Annotated in this window: 15 protein-coding genes; 2 read left to right on the forward strand and 13 right to left on the reverse strand. The window is 67.1% G+C overall.

Annotated features, from left to right (window positions below; translation table 11 throughout):
* Positions 1-148: 148 nt before the first annotated feature.
* On the forward strand, positions 149-1,258 hold the full coding sequence (locus D769_RS04655; RefSeq protein ID WP_008642545.1) for a porin: 1,110 nt from the start codon (positions 149-151) through the stop codon (positions 1,256-1,258).
* A gap of 66 nt (positions 1,259-1,324) precedes the next feature.
* Here D769_RS04655 and D769_RS04660 read toward each other — a convergent pair whose 3' ends face one another.
* From D769_RS04660 to D769_RS04695, 8 genes are all read right to left on the reverse strand, one after another.
* Positions 1,325-2,785, reverse strand: coding sequence for a D-aminoacylase (locus D769_RS04660; RefSeq protein WP_008642547.1), 1,461 nt, complete (start codon positions 2,783-2,785; stop codon positions 1,325-1,327).
* Positions 2,786-2,820: 35 nt separating this feature from the next.
* Entirely contained in the window at positions 2,821-3,834 is a 1,014-nt protein-coding gene (locus D769_RS04665) for an oligopeptide/dipeptide ABC transporter ATP-binding protein (RefSeq protein ID WP_008642550.1), read from the reverse strand.
* Entirely contained in the window at positions 3,831-4,877 is a 1,047-nt protein-coding gene (locus tag D769_RS04670) for an ABC transporter ATP-binding protein (protein WP_040010885.1), read from the reverse strand. Before D769_RS04670 ends, D769_RS04665 begins: the two co-directional genes overlap by 4 nt.
* Before the next feature lie 13 nt (positions 4,878-4,890).
* Positions 4,891-5,790 carry an ABC transporter permease gene (locus D769_RS04675; RefSeq protein WP_008642553.1) on the reverse strand — a complete coding sequence of 300 codons (900 nt, stop codon included), beginning with the start codon at positions 5,788-5,790 and terminating at the stop codon, positions 4,891-4,893.
* A gap of 6 nt (positions 5,791-5,796) precedes the next feature.
* Positions 5,797-6,732, reverse strand: coding sequence for an ABC transporter permease (locus D769_RS04680; protein ID WP_008642556.1), 936 nt, complete (start codon positions 6,730-6,732; stop codon positions 5,797-5,799).
* 11 nt (positions 6,733-6,743) lie between these two features.
* Positions 6,744-8,333, reverse strand: coding sequence for an ABC transporter substrate-binding protein (locus tag D769_RS04685; protein WP_008642563.1), 1,590 nt, complete (start codon positions 8,331-8,333; stop codon positions 6,744-6,746).
* Positions 8,334-8,410: 77 nt separating this feature from the next.
* Positions 8,411-9,859: a M81 family metallopeptidase gene (locus D769_RS04690; protein WP_008642565.1), complete on the reverse strand. Its 1,449-nt coding sequence runs from the start codon at positions 9,857-9,859 to the stop codon at positions 8,411-8,413.
* An 82-nt stretch (positions 9,860-9,941) separates the two neighbouring features.
* Positions 9,942-11,099: an FAD-dependent oxidoreductase gene (locus tag D769_RS04695; protein ID WP_008642566.1), complete on the reverse strand. Its 1,158-nt coding sequence runs from the start codon at positions 11,097-11,099 to the stop codon at positions 9,942-9,944.
* Positions 11,100-11,299: 200 nt separating this feature from the next.
* Here D769_RS04695 and D769_RS04700 point away from each other — a divergent pair, with 200 nt between their 5' ends.
* Positions 11,300-12,055 carry an XRE family transcriptional regulator gene (locus D769_RS04700; RefSeq protein ID WP_035883936.1) on the forward strand — a complete coding sequence of 252 codons (756 nt, stop codon included), beginning with the start codon at positions 11,300-11,302 and terminating at the stop codon, positions 12,053-12,055.
* Positions 12,056-12,101: 46 nt separating this feature from the next.
* Here the strand turns inward: D769_RS04700 and D769_RS04705 are convergent, their stop codons facing one another.
* The 5 genes from D769_RS04705 to D769_RS04725 all read right to left on the reverse strand — a co-directional run.
* Positions 12,102-12,545 carry a cupin domain-containing protein gene (locus tag D769_RS04705; RefSeq protein ID WP_035883935.1) on the reverse strand — a complete coding sequence of 148 codons (444 nt, stop codon included), beginning with the start codon at positions 12,543-12,545 and terminating at the stop codon, positions 12,102-12,104.
* Between the two features lie 149 nt (positions 12,546-12,694).
* Entirely contained in the window at positions 12,695-13,375 is a 681-nt protein-coding gene (locus tag D769_RS04710; RefSeq protein ID WP_008642569.1) for a DUF2894 domain-containing protein, read from the reverse strand.
* On the reverse strand, positions 13,368-14,045 hold the full coding sequence (locus D769_RS04715) for an OmpA family protein (protein WP_008642571.1): 678 nt from the start codon (positions 14,043-14,045) through the stop codon (positions 13,368-13,370). Before D769_RS04715 ends, D769_RS04710 begins: the two co-directional genes overlap by 8 nt.
* Positions 14,042-16,897 carry a DUF802 domain-containing protein gene (locus tag D769_RS04720; RefSeq protein WP_008642572.1) on the reverse strand — a complete coding sequence of 952 codons (2,856 nt, stop codon included), beginning with the start codon at positions 16,895-16,897 and terminating at the stop codon, positions 14,042-14,044. The genes D769_RS04715 and D769_RS04720 overlap by 4 nt, the downstream gene beginning before the upstream one ends.
* 9 nt (positions 16,898-16,906) lie before the next feature.
* Positions 16,907-17,435: DUF3348 family protein (locus D769_RS04725; protein WP_008642574.1), on the reverse strand; the 529-nt coding region annotated here is incomplete at its 5' end.

The raw sequence follows: 17,435 nt of genomic DNA on the forward strand, positions 1-17,435 counted from the left end.
GTAGCAGCGCGACCCCGGTCAGTCCGGCATTTGCCTTTTTTTCACCACGCCGTCCCCAGGGATTTCCGCCCTGGGGCGTTGGCTGTGCTTTGCCTTTTTTTTTCGTGCAGTGCCCGTAACACCCAAGACCAACAAGGAGACATCAAACATGAAACAGGGAACCGTATTTGCTGTACTCAGTGCTGCATCCGCGCCCGTACTGGCGCAGAGTTCGATCACGCTATATGGCGTCGTCGATGCAAACATCGAGTACGTCAGCCACTATTCCTCCATCGCGCCGACCCAACCCGGCTTTCCGGGCCCTGCGCACAGCAAAATAGGCATGACGCCCGGCGGTTTGTCTGGCTCGCGTTGGGGGATTCGCGGGACCGAAGATCTCGGCCGCGGGATGAAGGCGCTGTTCGTGCTGGAAAACGGCTTTGGCAGCGACGACGGCAAGTTGCAGCAGGGTGGCCGGATCTTTGGCCGTCAGGCGTATGTGGGCTTGCAGAGCGACAGCGTTGGTGCCATCACGCTGGGCCGTCAGTACACCACGATCTTCAGCGCGCTGGCCGACTTCTCGCCTACCCGCTACGGCGTGCAGTACGAGCCGATTGCCATGCAGCTCGGCCTGAACTACCGCTCGGACAACGTCATCAAGTATGTCGGCAAGTTCGGGGGCGTCACCGCAGGTGGCTACTGGTCGTTCGGCAACGGTGTTGCCGGTGCCGGCGAGGTCGCGGGCCAGTTCCGCCGCGATACCGGATACGGTGCCTCGTTGAGCTATTCCGGCGGACCGTTCGGGGCGACGGTGGTCTACGACCAATACAACCCCACGCTGTCCGCGACAACGGGGGCAACCGGCGCATTCCGGAAAGTCGCGCTTGCGGCCAGCTATGAGACCGGGCCGGTCAAGGTGATGGGTGGATACCGCTGGGGATTGAACAAGGGGACCACCGACGCGACGCTGTTGCGCGACAACTACTACTGGATCGGCGCGAACTACCAGGCGACTGCCGCGCTTGGCCTGACACTGGCCTACTACTACGACGATATCAGGAACGTAGCGGGCTTCAACGTGAAGAACCCGTGGCAGGTCACCTTCATCGCCGACTACGCCTTCTCCAAGCGTACCGACGTCTACCTGACCACCGCCTACTCGAAGAACTCGGGGTTGAACTTCGACACGTCGGCGATCAGTTTTGCCAATGCTTACTACCTGGGTGCCGGAGCGGACAACATGATCGGCGTGGCCGTGGGGGTGCGCCACCGCTTCTAGCCGCTACGCGGAAGCATCCGAGGCCGGGGCTCATGGCACTCGGCCTCGGTGCTTCCCGCCAGGTCATCAGGCGGCGTGACGACGCCTGATGACCTGGCCGTTTCTGGCGCCGGTATGCTGCCCGCCGTGCCAGGTGATGGCGCCGTTGACGATAACGGTGTCGATGCCCTCGGCCGGGCGCGTGGGCGTGTCGTAGTCGGCGGCGTCGCGGATGGTGCCGGCGTCGAAGACCACGATGTCGGCATGATTGCCGACCGCCAGCGTGCCGCGCCCATGCAGGCCGAAGTTGCGCGCGGTCAGGCCGGTCATCTTCCAGACCGCGGTTTCCAGCGGGAACAGGCCGACCTCGCGGCAGTAATGCCCCAGCACACGCGGGAAAGTGCCCCACAGGCGCGGGTGCGGATTCTCGCCGACCGGGATGCCGTCCGATCCGATCATCGTTTCGTCGAAAGCCAGGATGCGTTGCACGTCGGCTTCGTCCATCAGGAAATAGATGGCCGTGCCGGGCTGCAGCCGCCGCGCGGCTTCCTGCTTGGCGACGCCCCATTCGCGGGCGATGTCATCCAGGTCGCGGCCCGTGCATTCCGGGTGCGGCACGCTGGAGGCGATGCGCACGCGACCCTCGAGCATGGCGGGTTCGGTGCGGATCATGGTGGAGCCGGCGGTGTAGGGATAGCAGTCGAGCGACACGCACTGGTGCTGCATCGTCTCCTGGATAAAGGGCAGGGTGACGCGGCTGCGGCCGAAGTTTGGCGTGTTCTGCACCTTGTGGTGCGACACCACCACGGGTACGTCCAGCGCGCGGCCGATCTGGAAGGTCTCCTCGAGCGCTTCCATGACCTGATCGGACTCGTTGCGCATGTGCGTGACATAGAGCGCCTTGCGCGCGCTCAGCGGGCGGCAGACTTCGATGATCTCCTCGGTGGTGGCCTTGATCGCCGGCGGGTAAAAGGTACCAGTCGACATCCCGATGGCACCCGCCTGCATCGCTTCCTCGACCAGCGCCTGCATGGCTGCGATCTCGTCGTCGTTCGCGGGGCGATCCAGCGCGGACATGGTGACCGCACGCAGCGTGGAGTGACCCACCATCGCTGCCACGTTCACCGAGCTGGGGGTGGCGCGCAGGGCGTCCAGATAGGCGGCGAAGGTTGTGAAGCGGCCTTCAGGCGGTGCATCGATCAGGCCCAGCGGCATCGGCAGGTCCATGTCGGCGCGTAGCGGCGCAGCGCTGATGCCGCAGTTGCCGGCCACCACCGTGGTCACGCCCTGGGAGATCTTGAACGGCATTGCCGCCTGCGACAGCACCGCCTGGTCGTCGTGGGTATGCGAGTCGATGAAGCCCGGGGCGACGATGCGGCCAGTGGCGTCCAGCGTGTGCTCGGCAGTGTGACCGGCAAGGTCGCCGACAGCGGCGATGCGGCCATCGCGCACGGCAATGTCGGCGGTGAATCGCGGTGCCTTGCTACCGTCGATCACGGTGCCGCCCCGGATCAGCAGATCATGATGGTTCGAAGCCTGCTCAGCCATGCTACGGGTCTCCTGAAATGGAATGGGTGTGTCCTTCAACGGAAATGACAGGCGACCTGGTGGCCGCCCGGCGCATCCGTCGGGCGCGCCGTCAGCGCCGGTGCCTGCTCGCGGCAAATGGGCTGCGCAAGCGGGCAACGCGTATGAAAGTGGCAGCCAGAGGGTGGGTTGGCCGGGCTGGGCGGATCGCCCTGCAGCAGAATGCGCCGTGCCGGTGCGCGCGGGTTTGGCACCGGCACGGCCGACAGCAGAATCTCGGTATAGGGGTGGCGCGGCGTCGAGAACAGCGCATCGCGATCGGCCAGTTCGACGATGCGACCCAGGTACATCACGGCCACGCGGCGGCTGATATGGCGCACCACGGCCAGATCATGGGCAACAAAGAGATAGGCGATGCCGAACTCCTGCTGCAGGTCCATCAGCAGGTTGACGACCTGGGCCTGCACCGATACGTCGAGCGCGGAGACCGGTTCGTCGCACACGATCAGCTTGGGCTGCATGGCCAGTGCGCGGGCAATGCCGAGCCGCTGGCGTTGCCCGCCCGAGAACTCATGCGGATACTTCGCGGCGGCCTCGGGGCGCAGGCCGACCTTGCCGAACAGCCATTGCACGCGCGCCTCGCGCTCCGCGCGGGAGCGCATCCCAAAGTTGCGCAGTGGCTCCGCGACGATTTCTCCCGCAGTCAGACGGGGGCTCAGCGAAGCGTACGGGTCCTGGAAGATGATCTGTAGTTCGCGCCGGCGGCGGCGCATCTCCGCAGGCGACAGGGTCAGCAGTTCCTCGCCGTCCAGCCTGACCGAGCCTGCGGTGGGCTCTACCAGACGCAGCACGGACTTTGCGGTGGTGGTCTTGCCGCAGCCGGATTCGCCCACCAGGGACAGTGTTTCGCCACGAGCAACCGTGAAGGAGACGTTATCAACCGCCTGGATCGGCCGGGGCGGCGGCGAGGGCCAGCGGCGCGGCGCAGTGTAGTGCTTGCGCAGCCCGTCCACCTGCAGCAGCGGCGCGGCCTGCGCGGTCGCCGCGATAGGTTCCTGAGAGGGGTTCATGCAAGGGTCTCCGGGGTACTGTCGACTGGCGCGACGCGATCGGATTGACTTGCCTCGACGGCGAAGCAGGCCACAAAGTGGTCGGCGCCCTGTGCCGAAAGCCGGGGCATTTCCGTGTGGCAGCGGGCCTGCGCCTGGGCGCAGCGTGGCGCGAAGGCGCAGCCGCGCTGTGGTTGCTGGGGCGACGGCACCAGCCCGGGGATCTCGGTCAGGCGGCTGCTGCCGGTGTTCATCGACGGCATGGATGCCATCAGGGCGCGTGTGTAGGGATGCAGCGGGCGGTCGAACAGATCGGCCACGTTCGCTTCTTCGACTTTGCGCCCGGCGTACATCACCACCACGCGATGACAGCTCTCCGCCACCACGCCGAGGTCGTGCGTGATCATCACCACGCCGGTGCCCAGCTCCTGCTGCAGGCGTCGGATCAGGTCGAGGATCTGCGCCTGGATGGTCACGTCCAGCGCGGTGGTGGGCTCGTCGGCGATCAGCACCTCGGGATTGCAGGCCAGCGCGAGCGCGATCATCACGCGCTGGCGCATGCCGCCAGAGAGCTGATGCGGATACTCGTTCGCGCGCCGCTCGGGCTCGGGGATCTGCACGAGGCGCAACATGTCGATCGCGCGCGCAAGCGCTTCGGCATGGCTCGCCCCCTGGTGCAGGCGCACGGTTTCCGCGATCTGGCGGCCGATGGTCAAGACCGGATTGAGCGAGGTCATCGGCTCCTGGAAGATCATGGAGATGCGGTTGCCACGGATGCGGCGCATCTCCCGCTCGCTAAGCGTGAGCAGATCGGTCCCGTCGAGCAGGACGGCACCTGTCACGTGCGCGGGTGGCGTGGACAGCAGCCGCATGATGGAGAGCGCGGTCACGCTCTTGCCGCAGCCGGATTCACCGACCACACCCAGTGTCTGGCCGGCGCGCACCGTGTAGGAGACACCGTTGACCGATCGCGCGGGGCCGGTCAGGGTGTCGAAGCGCACGTGCAGGTCCTGCACTTCCAGCAGTGGGGTGCCGGCGGGGAGCGCCTTGCGGGTGGACGTCATGGCAGTTCCCATCTCAGAGTTGACGCGCCAGGCGCGGATCGAGCGCATCGCGCAGGCCGTCGCCCAGTAGGTTGATAGCGAGCACGGTGGCGGCCAGCAGCAGGCCGGGATACAGCAGGATGTGGAAAGCCACGGCAACGAAGTTGCGACCCTCGGCCATGATGTTGCCCCAGCTTGGCGTCTGCGCCGGCACGCCCACCCCAAGGAAGGACAGCGCCGCCTCGGTCAGCACGGCCGCCGCCGCGACGAAGGTGGCCTGCACGATCAGCGGCGCGACCATGTTGGGCAGCACGTGGCGCAGCAGGATCACCGGCAGCCGCGTGCCCACCGCGTGTGCGGCTTCGACATAGAGTTGCTCGCGCAGGGTCAGCGCCATCGAGCGAACCAGCCGCACCACACGCGGCACCTCGGGGATGGTGATGGCGACGATCACCGCGCCCAGGCTGGCCTGGGTCAGTGCCATCAGCGCGATCGCCAGCAGGATGCCCGGGATGGCCATCAGCCCGTCCATCACGCGCATGAGAAAGCCATCGGTCCAGCGCACGAAGCCGGCGGTCAGGCCGATGATGACGCCCAGCACGGTGGATAGCAGGCCGACCGAGAGGGCGACGATCATCGACACGCGGCCGCCCCAGACCGCGCGGCTGAACACGTCGCGGCCCAGCGCATCGGTGCCGAACCAGTGTTCGGCGGAAGGCGGCTGCATACGCGCCAGCGGGTCGATGTCCTGCGGGTCGAACGGCGAGATCCACGGCGCGGCGATCGCCAGCGCGGCAACGGCCAGCAGGAGCACGGCGCCAATGAGGAGGGTGGGATGCTTGCGCGCCCAGTACCAGCGGGGCAGCACGAACGGCGCGTCGTCGTCCGCCGGCCGTGCGGCGGCGTCCTGGCGCGAGGGCAGGGTAGCGGTCATGGCGGCTCAGTATTTGATGCGGGGATCGAACAGCCGGTAGCTGAGGTCGATCATCAGGTTGATCAGTACATAGGCACCTGCCGAGAGCAGCAGCACGCTCTGGATGACCGGGTAGTCGTGGCGTTGCACTGAATCCACTACCAACCGGCCAACGCCGGGAATCGCGAATACGGTCTCGGTCACCACCACGCCACCGATCAGCAGCGCGATGCCGGTGCCGACCGTGGTCGCAATCGGAATGGCCGCGTTGCGTAGCGCATGGCCGAGTACCGGCAGCACACCGAGCCCCTTGGCGCGGGCGGTGCGGATGTAGTCTTCGTGCAGCACTTCCAGCACCGTGGCGCGCGTCATGCGGGTAATCAGGGCGATGTACACCAGCGCCAGATTGACGCACGGCAGCACCAGGCTACGCAGCCAACCCCCGGCGCCATCGGCCAGCCGGGCATAGCCCTGCACCGGAAACCACGGCAACTGGATTGCGAACGCATAGACCAGCAGGTAGCCCACCAGGAATACCGGGAGCGAGAACGCCAGCACGGCGAACAGCATCACCAGCCGGTCGATCCAGCTACCCGCGCGATAGGCCGCCAGCGTGCCCAGCGGTACCGATACCAGCAGCGTCAGCAGCATGGTCAGCGCGGCGATCGACAGCGTCGGCTCCAGCCGCTGCGCCAGCAGCTCGGTCACCGGCATCTGCGTGAAGATGGAAGTGCCCAGGTCTCCGCTGGCGAGCCGGCCGGCCCAGAGCCCGAACTGTTGCCACAGCGGCTGGTCGAGGCCCAGGGTGGCACGCAGGCGCGCGATGTCCTCGACGGTGGCAAGGTCGCCTGCGATCAGTGCCGCCGGGTCGCCCGGCGACAGGTGAATCAGCAGGAAGACCACGATGGCCACCACGGCCATCACCGGCAGCGTGGCCAGCAGGCGGCGGATCAGGTAACCCATGGCAGACTCGCTCAGCGATCAAGCGCCCAGACCGTGGGCACGCCGCCCCACAGCTTGTCCAGGCCCTTCAGATTGGCCCGCGCGGCGAACGCGGACGAGTACTGCCCGGCGTTCACGTACGGCACCGCTTCATAGGCGCGCTTCTGGAAGGCATCGAGCAGATCGCGCCGCTTGGCCGGCACCATCTCGCGCACCCATGCGCTGCGCAACTCGTCCAGCGGCTTGTCGCACGGCCAGCCGGGCAGGCTGTTGCCGCAGGCGGCGCTGAGGTAGGCGTTGGTGACCGGGGTGTTGACGTCGAACTCGCCGGCCACGGTCACATACATGTTCCAGCCACCGGCATCCGGCGCGTCACGCTTGGCACGTCGCGCGCCGATCGAGGCCCAGTCCATGTTCTGCATGTCGACGTTGATGCCAATGCTGCGCATGGTCTGCGCGGCCATCAGCGCCTCGGCGTTCAGCGCGGTGATGTCGGTGGGCACCAGCAACACTACTTTTTCGCCCTTGTAGCCCGAGACCGCCAGCATCTGCTTGGCCTTGGCGACATCCGGCTTGCGGAAGGGTTCGGCGCCGGCGGCCGTGTCGTTGGGGCTGCCGCAAATGAAGAACGTGGCGCAGTAGTTCATGCGCATGTCCAGCGGGAAACCCATGGCCGCGGTGAAGCGCTCCTGGCTGACTGCCTGCAGCAGGGCCTGGCGTACCTTCGGATTATTGAAGGGCGGGTGCAACTGGTTCATCACCAGCATTCCCTGGTAGGTGCCGCCAGAGCCGACCTTGAGGCTGTTATCGGCACGCAGCGGCGTGATGTAGTCCGGCGGCAGCTGCTCGATCAGGTCCACCTCGCCGCGCTTGAGGGCGGCGACGGCGCTGTTGGCGTCGGGGAGGTACAGCCATTCGATGCGATCGAAGTGGCTGGTCTTGTTGCCAGCCAGACCGCTTGGAGCTTCGCGGCGGCCCGTGTAGTTGGGATTGCGCACGAACACGGCCTTGTTGCCCGGTACCCATTCGTCACGCTTGAACAGATAGGGGCCGGAACCCACCACTTCGGTCAGCGGGGCGGTGGCCGGTTGCTTGGCCAGGCGTTCGGGCAGGATCACCGGCGGAAAGCCGGAGGGCTTGGCCAGCGCTTCCAGCACCAGCCCAAAGGGCTGCTGCAGCGTCAGCGTGAAGGTGCGCGCGTCGACGACCTTCCACTCGGCGCCGGCCTCGCCCATCGAGCGTCCCAGGCTGTCGCGCGCGCCCCAGCGCTGCAACGATGCCACGGCGTCCGCGGCGGTCACGGCGTTGCCATCGGAGAACTTCAGGCCGGGACGCAGCGTAAAGCTCCACTGCTTGCCGTCCTTGCTGCTGGTGTACTTCTCCACCATCTGCGGCTGCGGCTTGCCGGTCGCGTCCTGCGCGAACAGCGTGTCGTAGACCATATAGCCGAAGTTGCGCGTGATGTAGGCCGTGGTGAAGGTCGGGTCGAGGATCTTCAGGTCGGCGTGCGGCACGATCTTCAGCGTCCTGGCGGGGGCCTGTGCCTGTGCCTGCGCCGGCAGGCTGGTGCCGGCCAGCAACAGGGTGCCAATGACGAGCGTGGCGAGCGGTCGGTGTTGCATGTCTTGTCTCCTCCTTGTCTTGCTTTGTCCTGATGCTTGTCAGGTGTCTTGGTATTGGAGTCTCAGCGTCCCGTGAATCAGGCGGGATCGAGCGGCCACTTCGGGCGGTGAACTTTGCGGTAGGGCAGGGTGCGCAGGTCCAGCGTCACCGCGCCCGGCGCTCCGGCATAGATCACGTGGCGCGCGATCTTCGCGAAGGACGCGTAGAAGTGTTGCGACGACTTGACCACGATGATCTTTTTTGCGGCGAGGTCGCAGCCAAGCTGGGTAAAGAGATCGGTTCCCATGGCCTGGTTGCGCAGCGTGATCAGAACGATGTCGATGCCGTTGGCCTCCACGAGCGCGCTGTCGCCCATCTGCATGGGAGCGTTGGCCAGGCCGGTCATCACCATGTCGGGCATCAGCGCCTTGACCGTGCAATCCAGATCCAGCGGCTCGCCGGAGAGCGGGCTGATCTTGCCGCCGATGCGTAGCGGCAGGCGCGCGCCCACGCCGGCCTCGAACGCGATGCGTGCCGCGATCGGGTCCCACATTGGGCCGATGGCCGCATTGCCTATGCCGCGTTCGATCATGCGGCGCAGGATGAAGGTGGAGTCGCCCGCCGCGCCACCGCCCGGATTGTCCGCGCCATCCGCCAGCACCACCGGGCCACCGTCAAAGGCCAGTGCCTCGTCCAGTGCGGCGTCGATGCCGGGGTAGGGCACGTCGAGCGCCTCGCGCATGTCGATCAGTTCATCGGCCAGACGGCGTGCGAGCGTCTGGGCCGCGGTGGCGTCGCCGTCCGTGTAGACGAGCACCCTGGTGCCCATCTCGGGCACGTCGCCCCAGGAGAATCCGTGCGCGATCGAGATCGACAGCACGCCGTTGTGGCCTTCCAGTGCCTGGATGCGGTCGACGAAGCCACGCGCAGGCTGGCGCGACGTATGCACCGTGACGATCATGCCGCAGTCGACCACCGCCGGGACCGGACGGATCTTGCCCGCCGCCTTGGCCGCGCACAGGTCGACCAGTTCGATCGCGCGTTCGAGCACATCGGTGTGCGGGTACTCCTTGAAGGCGATCAGAAGATCGGCATGCGTGGTCATGGCGGGCGACAGGTGGCAGTGCGGATCGAGTTCCGCGCCGATCACCACATCGGGGCCGACAATGGCGCGCACCCGTTGCAGCAGGTCGCCTTCGCAGTCGTCGTAGCCGTCGGCGACCATGGCGCCGTGCAGGCCGAGCAGCACCATGTCCACCGGCAGCGCCGCGCGCAGATCGGCCAGCAGTTCCTCGCGCAGCGTTTCATAGGCGTGCCGCGTGGTGGTGCCGCTGGGCTGAGCGCCGGCAACCATGCCTTCCAGCAACGTCCAGCCGCGCTCCTTGCCGCGCAGGCGCGCGGCCCACAGCGGCCCGGAGAAGAAGGTCATCTGGTCCGGATGCTGGCCGGCCGGGAAGTAACCACGGTCGCGGAACGATGCGAGCCCGGTCGGCATCGGCGCGAAAGTATTGGTCTCGGTTGCTAGGGAAGCGCTGAACACACGCACGGCTGTCTCCTGGAGTCGTTGTTGTACCTGTCGTTGTGCTTTCGTTTCGTCTGCGTGTGGCCCGTGGATGCCGGGCCCGCTGCTATGAGGCCACTGTGCGGCGCAACCGCGCGGGCCCCAGCATTTCCGCGGTCAGCCCGAAGGACGCGGCGTGCGCGGGCACAGGCAGGCCACGCGCCAGCGCGGCGCAGGTCTCGCCCATGGCCGCGGACGTCTGGATGCCGTAGCCGCCTTGCGCAGCCACCCAGAAGAAGCCTGACGCGCGATCGTCGAAGCCACCGACCAGGTCGCCGTCCGCCACGAAGGAGCGCAGGCCGGCCCAGGTACGGGCGGGATGGCGGATCGTCAGCGTGGTGGCTTCCTCGATGCGGTGGATCGCCATTGCGATATCCAGTTCCTCGGGTTGCACGTCCTGCGGCTCGACCGGGTCGGCATTGGCCGGAGAGCCGAGCAACATGCCAGCGTCGGGCTTGATGTACCAGGATTCGTCGGCGCTATGCACCATGGGCCAGCCATGGCTGTCGATGCCGGCGGGCGGCTGGAAGACAAAGGCCGAGCGCCGGCAGGGCTGCAGGCCAAGCGGGGAGACGCCGGCCTGGCGCGCGATCACGTCGGCCCACGCACCGGCGGCATTCAGCACGACCGGCGCTTCGTAGACGGCATGTCCTGCTTCCACGCGCCAGACATCGCCATGACGCGTGATGGCGCGGACCTCAGCGTCGCAGACCAGCTTGCCACCCGCCTGACGCATGCCGCGCAGGTAGCCTTGATGGATCGCATGGACATCCATGTCGGCCGCGCCGGGCTCGTAGACCGCGCCGATCACCATCTCCGGGCGCAGCACGGGCACGCGTTCGCAAGCTTGCTGGGCGGTCAGCAGTTCGGCCTCGGGCGCCATCGCGCGCAGGATTTCCCAGTGCTCGTCGAGCAGGGCCTGCTGCCCGGGCGCGGCAACCATCAGCGCGCCGCGCGGCGTCAGCAGCGGATGCGTGGCAAAGCCCTGCGGCGGATTTGCGAGAAAGGCATGGCTGGCCATCGTCAGCGCGCGCACCTGAGGCGTGCCGTAGCTTTCCATGAACAGCGCGGCGGATCGGCCGGTGGAGTGATAGCCCGGCTGGCTTTCCCGCTCCAGCACGGTGACGCTGCCGTGCGGCGCGAGCCAGTACGCGACGGAGGCGCCGGCGATACCTGCGCCGATTACCAGAAAGTCAGAGCGGAGTGGGGCCGTGGTTGCAGTCATTGGCAAGGGGTGCTTGGGGACGTTGCACGCCGGCGCGAGGCGAGGCGCAGGCTCATGGGTCCAGCGAGTGTATTCAAGAATTTGCGAATACGCAAATTGCGGATACGCAAATTATCGGATAAATTGCGGATGCCAAGGGCATACCCCTACGCGGGGGGTGTGCCGGGCTCAACAACACGTCATCACGAAAGGATCCTGGCTTGAAAGAGACTAATGCCTCGGCGCACGTGGACCCGTCGCGCACGCTGGACCGGGAGACCTTCGGCAAGCGCCTGCGCGGCGCGCGCAAGGCGCTCGGCTGGACGCTGGCCCACCTTGCGGAGCTGTCCGGCGTATCCATCACCACTATCTCGCGCGCGGAGCGTGGCCAGCTTGCGCTCGGCTACGACAACTTCGCGGCCATTGGCAAAGCGCTGCAAATGGACATGGGCGAGATGTTCGCCGGAGCGGGGGAGACTGCGGCGCCGTTCCAGGGGCCCATCGTCACGCGTGCCAATCAGGGCGTGGTCTATACCGGCCAGTCGATTGCCTATGAGTTTCTCTGTACCGAGGCGGCCGGGAAACAGATGAGCCCGACGGTGGCCACCGTCCACGCGCGGCACATCACGGGGCCGGAGGTCTTTGCCAGCCACCCCGGCGAGGAGTTCATCTATGTGCTGAGCGGCGAAGTCGAGGTGCACTTCGCGAATGGCGAGTTCGTGCGAATGGCACGCGGGGATTCCTTGTACTTCGATGCCAGGCTGGGGCACGCCTATATCAGCGTCAGTCGGCAACTGGCACGTACCATTGGCGTGACCACCAGCGAGAGCCAGCAGATGCGCTCCGCTCAGGCGCTGCCGGCAGCGGCATCAGGCAAGGTAAAGGAGCGGACAGCGGTGGCCGCTCCGGGCGCGAAGGCCGTCAGCGGCAAACGTGCAGGCACGGCCGCGAAACGGGCGGTGAAGATCAAGCGTTGATCCATCCATTCGGGCGGCTGCCGCGCGATCACGCGGCCTCGGCCTGTCATCCCGGAATCGTCACGCCGCACTCCTGCGCCACCGCATGGAGCTTTTCCAGATCGGGCGGGCCCGGAGGGACGGTCTCGTCAATGCGGGCGAAGAGATGCGAGGCATTGCCGCCGTGGCTGGTGACGGAGATCATCTCGCCTCCGCCGGCACCGAAGCGAAACGAGTGCGTCGTGCCGGCTGGAATATGGACGAACGTGCCGACCGGTGCCGCGAAGACCTGATCGCCATAGCCGATCTCGACACTGCCCCTGGTGACGTAGAACGATTCGTCCCAGTCATGGCTATGTGGCGGCGGCCCACTGCCTTCCTCGCCATGCTGCAGGAACACCTCGTAGCCCTGCGTGGCGGCACTCGAGGCCAGCACCGTGATTTTCTCGCCCACGACGTTGAGCGGGCGTGCGTACGCGTCCGGGGTCACTACAAAGGGCTCTGGTTTCATGGCTCGCTACCCAGTCGGTCAGGAATCGGATGACTCGGTACTGCGAGAGTGACTATGCGCGTGTCGCGGTGCTGCTCTGTGCGGTTGCGCACAGACGGAGCAATGGTGATTGCCGGTACGACAAGCCGACGCCTTGCGCGCCGGCCCTTTCAGACGGTGCCGCTTCCCGTCTTGCCCGATTTGGCGCGTGCCTTGCGGTCGGGTACCAGCGAGATGGGGTGCATCCCCTCCAGCCACGACAGTGCATCGACATACGACAGGAACTGTTCCAGATACCCGGGCGACACCTCGCGCATCAGTGACAGTGACCGATGCACCAGATGGTTCGTATTCAGCGGCCCGGCGTTCTCGGGCACGCCGGCCTGTGACTGGCGCATTTGCCGGTCGACACTGACGCGAGCCCAAGTGTCGCGGAAGTAGTCGGCCAGTTCCGGTTCGACGGGGGCGGCGCGCTGCGGGATGAGGGCGTTTGGTGTGTGAGTGTGAACGTGAGCGTGGGTGGTGGTGGCCGCGGCGGCTGGCTGCGTATGCTGGCCGAGGCGCTCCCTGAGCGCCGCGAGTTCCGCGAGGGCGTCGAGCCGTTGCGACTGTGCCTCTGGCGGCGCTACCTCGTCCGACGCGCCCGCGTTGCCTGCTAGCATCTCCCCGTATTCCGCCACCAGCCTGGCTACCCGCACATCGAGCAGACGGCCAGCTTCGCCGCTATAGCCGGACGCGCGTTGCGCCATCGTCTCGATAAAGCGAAAGCGGACGGGGTCTGCACGGTCTGCGCCGCTGTCGCGCCAGCCGTCGAGCAGGGTAAGGGGATCGAGCGGGCCGTCGTTATGCATGGGGTTTCGTGGTCCCGGCACCGGCACCGGCCCCGGCCCCGGCCCCGGCAGATACCCTCGGCACTGGCGCGATTTCCACGCGTCGGTTCTTCGCCCGGCTTTCCTCTGTGGCATTCGACGCGACCGGCTGCTGCGAGCCGAATGCCGCCGAGAAGATCGAAGCCGGGGGGAGGCCCGCTTCGATCAGCGCGCGGGTGACGGTCAGCGCCCGCTGGGCCGACAGTTCCAGGTTGTCGGCAAATCGCCGGTTGCCTTCCCTGACCTGCTGGTCGTCGGTGAAACCGCTGACCATCAGGATTTCGTCGCGCGCGCCCAGATAGGCCGACAGCGGCGCGGCAAGGCTTTTGAGCAGCGCGCGGCCTTCCGGCTGCAACTGGTCGGAATTCAGCGCGAACAGCACATTGCCGCTGATGCCGATGCGCCCGTCCTTGAGCGTGACCCGGCCAGCCGCCAGCGGCCCGGCGAGCGCTTCCTCCAGCGTCTGGCGTCGCTTCAGTTCCTCTTGCCGCTGCTTGACCTCGTTCTCGAGCCGTGCCGACAGTTCCATCTGCACGCCAATCACGCCCAGCAGCACCAGCACGAAGGCGCCCAGCATGACCGACATCAGGTCACCGAACACCGCCCAGGCCGGGACGGTGGGCTCCGCGCCGGCGTCGAAATCGTCCGTCATGCCGCCTCGGCTCCTGCCTGCTGCGCGGAGAACTGCTGCAGGTTCTCAAGGATCTGCTTCTGCGACAGCATGCTCAGGTCCACCACCTCGCGGGCTTGCGCCACGTAGTAGGCCAACTGCTCGTCGCTACGCGTCATCGACTTGTCGAGCGCGGCCTCGATGCGGGTGAGGTGCTCCGCCAGCTTGTCATTCGATGCGCTGAACACCTGTACCGCCATACCGAAGGCTTCGCCCAGGCTCGCCACTTCGACGGCACCGCCCGTGACCTGTGCCGCGATGCCATCGAGCTTGCCGGTCTCCTGCGCCACCTGCTCGGTGAAGCGCGTGCCGACGCGCTCCAGCAGGTCCGCCGTAGTCGTGACGAGCCCATCCACGGCCGCACGTTGCTCGGTGGAGGCGTGATTCACGGCATCGAGCAGCGTGCCGAGCGTTTCGAGCAGACGCCCACGCTCCTCAAGCATTGCGTTGTCGCGCGCCATGCCGTCGGTGAGCTTCTGGCGCAGTTCGGCGATGACGTCGGCGGCGGCCTTGGGTGCCTCGGTCGCGATCTGCGCCAGGCGGGCCACTTCAGCGATGGTGCCGTTGGCCTGCTCCTGCGTGTGCGTGGCGATGTCGTTGGCGGTCCGGGCGAGGGTGTCGCGGATCTCCCGCTGATGCTCGGCCGATTGCGTGCTCGCTTGTTGCCATTCATCGCGCATGGTGGCGGCCATGGTGGCCAGCGTGTCACGCCACGCCGCAAGGCGCTGTTCGTCGCGCGAGGCCAGTTCCGATTGCAGCGTGGACGCGGCCTGCAACAGGCGATCGATTTCAGCAACCGTGCCGGAGGCGTGCGTCTGCGCGTGAGCGGCGATATCGCGCGCGCTTTGCGTCAGGGCATCGCGGACATCCTGCTGATGAACGGCCGATTGCGAGCTTGCCTGCTGCCACTCATTGCGCATGGTGACGGCCATGTCGGCCAGTGTGTCGCGCCACGCGGCGAGCCGCTGTTCGTCACGCGCGGCCAGTTCCGATTGCTGCGTGGTTGTGGTTTGCAGAAGCCGGTCGATTTCGGCAAGCGTGCCGGTGGTGTGAGCCTGGGCGTGCGTGGCGATGTCGCGCGCGCTTTGCGTCAGGGCATCGCGGACAGCCTGCTGATGAGCGGCCGATTGCGAGCTGGCTTGTTGCCACTCATCGCGCATGGTGACGGCCATGTCGGCCAGTGTGTCGCGCCACGCGGCGAGGCGCTGTTCGTCACGCGCGGCCAGTTCCGATTGCCGCGTGGTCGTGGTCTGCAGTAGGCGGTCGATCTCGGCAAGCGTGCCGGTCGCGTGAGCCTCGGCGTGCGTGGCGATGTCGCGCGCACTTTGCGCCAGGGCATCGCGAACGGCCTGCTGGTCAGTGGCCGATTGCGTGCTGGCCCGTTGCCACTCGTCGCGCATGGTGGCGGCCATGGCTGCCAGCGTGTCGCGCCACGCGGCAAGCCGCGTTTCATCGCGTTCGGCTAGCGCCGTCTGGCGCTCCGTTTCCTGTGCCGCCAGTTGGGATTGCAAGTTGGCGTGCGACTGGCTGACCGTACCCGCGATGTCGGCGGCGTGCTGCGAGAAGGCGGCTGAGGCGTCGGTCATCGCCTGGTGGTTGGCGCTGGCGAGCGATTCGCCCGTATGTTCGAGGCGCGACAGCGCGGCATCCCACGTTCTGGCGGCGTCGGCGGCGGCCGTGTCGAGGCGCGTGCCGATGCCGTCGACCAGCGCCGTCGAGCGTTGCGCGAAGGTTTCGCCGAAGCCGTCGAGCGATGCGCGCAGGTCTGACGTCAGAGAGGCGTTCACCTGCTGGTGTTCGGCGAGCGCCTGACGCCATGTGTCGGCCACGGCGGTAGTGGTGGCGTCGAAGCGGGTGGAGAGGTCGTCCAGATGCTGTCGCACGGTCTGCGTGACGGTGTCGCGCATGGTGGAGGCTTCGCGGGCGAGGCCGGTCATGGTGGTGTCGACGGCTGGCTGGATCGCCGCGCTGGCGGCCCGAGCGCTGTCCGCGATGCCTTCCTTCAGCGACTGCCCGACGGTATCGGCCAGCCGCGCGTAGGCTGCTTCGGTCCGCGTATGGAAAGCATCCTGGCTGGCCGACAGACGCTCGCCGAGCGCTTCGTTCTGGCGGGCCATCGTCGTGGCCATGGTTTCCAGTCGATCCACCAGCGTGGGCATCAGTTCGGCCTGGCGTTGCAACAGCGCGAAGACCGTGTCGTGCTGGTGATGGCGCGAATGCGCGCGCAGCGTGGTGGCGATGCGCTCGTCCAGCATCTGCGCCGCTTGCACGCGCTCGCGGCGGGCAAGCGTCGAAAGCAACCCGAGCATGGCCGAGGTGGCTACGCCAGCCACAGACGTCCCAAAGGCGAAGCCAAGACCCTTGACCGGAGCCGCCAGCGAAGCGCGGATCGCCTGCAGGTCGGCGGCGCTTTCCAGCGCCACGCCGGTGCTGCGTAGCGTGCCGACCATGCCGAGGAAGGTGCCGAGCATCCCCAGCAGCACCAGCAGGCCGACCAGATACGGCGTCATCGACGGTCCAGGAAGCGCAACGCGCTCGCCCTCCACGCGCAGGCGTACCGCATTGCGCAGGCTGGGATGCAGGCTGTCGAGCCACGCGCCGAGGCTGGTCGGCGGCGCGGCCAGGTTGGCAAGCGCGACGGGCAGGGTAGCCGTGGCCTGGCGGTAGCGGCGCAGTTCGAACGCGCCGCCCACGTAAAACCCGCCAATGAGCAGTGTGACGGCCAGCGCCAGCGCATTCGTGCCCGCGTAGCCGGCGCCGACCCAGCCGACGACGGCGAGGCCAGCCAGAAAGACAACGAGTGGCGCGACGAGCGATGTGAGGTGTCTGTTCATATAGTTCGATCAGATGTCGCGCAGGGCGGCGAGCAGGGCGTCCACGGGCTGGAATCGGATTTCCAGCTCGGCCAGCAGTACGCTCTGCATGTCCCTGCGAAATACAGTTAGCCACGCGCCCTCGGTGTCGCGCAGCCGTGTGAAATGCGGTTCCAGCATCCCCGGCACTGCGGCAAGCACGGCCTGTTCGCGCGCGCCGAGTACCTGTTCCATGACGGCATCCAGCATGGCCAGCCGGGCTGCCTGCGGCGTGCGCGACGTCAGTGCAGCCCGCAGCCGCCCGCGCAGACCGGCGATTTCGCGTTCCATCTGCTGCTGCAACGCGATATAGCGCTGGCGATGGACGGCGAAGTCGGCCTCGGCAGGATCGGGCGCCGCCGTCCGCGTCGGCATCCGGCGGCGGCTGTCGGACGACATGCCTTGCCCGGTAATCGCGGCGGTCAGCATGGCGCGCACATGGGTGCCAGCGGCGTCGCCGATGCCCCGTTCGCTACCCGCACGCGCCGGTGCGCCGGACGGCATTTCCGGCGGACTGCCG

This window comes from Cupriavidus sp. HMR-1 (assembly GCF_000319775.1).
Taxonomy (GTDB): Bacteria; Pseudomonadota; Gammaproteobacteria; order Burkholderiales; family Burkholderiaceae; genus Cupriavidus; species Cupriavidus metallidurans.

Coding starts and splice junctions, on each gene's coding strand:
- D769_RS04695 (WP_008642566.1), bottom strand. CDS start 11,099: ATGACTGCAACCACGGCCCCACTCCGCTCTGACTTTCTGGTAATCGGC.
- D769_RS04685 (WP_008642563.1), bottom strand. CDS start 8,333: ATGCAACACCGACCGCTCGCCACGCTCGTCATTGGCACCCTGTTGCTG.
- D769_RS04665 (WP_008642550.1), bottom strand. CDS start 3,834: ATGAACCCCTCTCAGGAACCTATCGCGGCGACCGCGCAGGCCGCGCCG.
- D769_RS04670 (WP_040010885.1), bottom strand. CDS start 4,877: ATGACGTCCACCCGCAAGGCGCTCCCCGCCGGCACCCCACTGCTGGAA.
- D769_RS04680 (WP_008642556.1), bottom strand. CDS start 6,732: ATGGGTTACCTGATCCGCCGCCTGCTGGCCACGCTGCCGGTGATGGCC.
- D769_RS04710 (WP_008642569.1), bottom strand. CDS start 13,375: ATGCATAACGACGGCCCGCTCGATCCCCTTACCCTGCTCGACGGCTGG.
- D769_RS04660 (WP_008642547.1), bottom strand. CDS start 2,785: ATGGCTGAGCAGGCTTCGAACCATCATGATCTGCTGATCCGGGGCGGC.
- D769_RS04705 (WP_035883935.1), bottom strand. CDS start 12,545: ATGAAACCAGAGCCCTTTGTAGTGACCCCGGACGCGTACGCACGCCCG.
- D769_RS04720 (WP_008642572.1), bottom strand. CDS start 16,897: ATGAACAGACACCTCACATCGCTCGTCGCGCCACTCGTTGTCTTTCTG.
- D769_RS04715 (WP_008642571.1), bottom strand. CDS start 14,045: ATGACGGACGATTTCGACGCCGGCGCGGAGCCCACCGTCCCGGCCTGG.
- D769_RS04655 (WP_008642545.1), top strand. CDS start 149: ATGAAACAGGGAACCGTATTTGCTGTACTCAGTGCTGCATCCGCGCCC.
- D769_RS04675 (WP_008642553.1), bottom strand. CDS start 5,790: ATGACCGCTACCCTGCCCTCGCGCCAGGACGCCGCCGCACGGCCGGCG.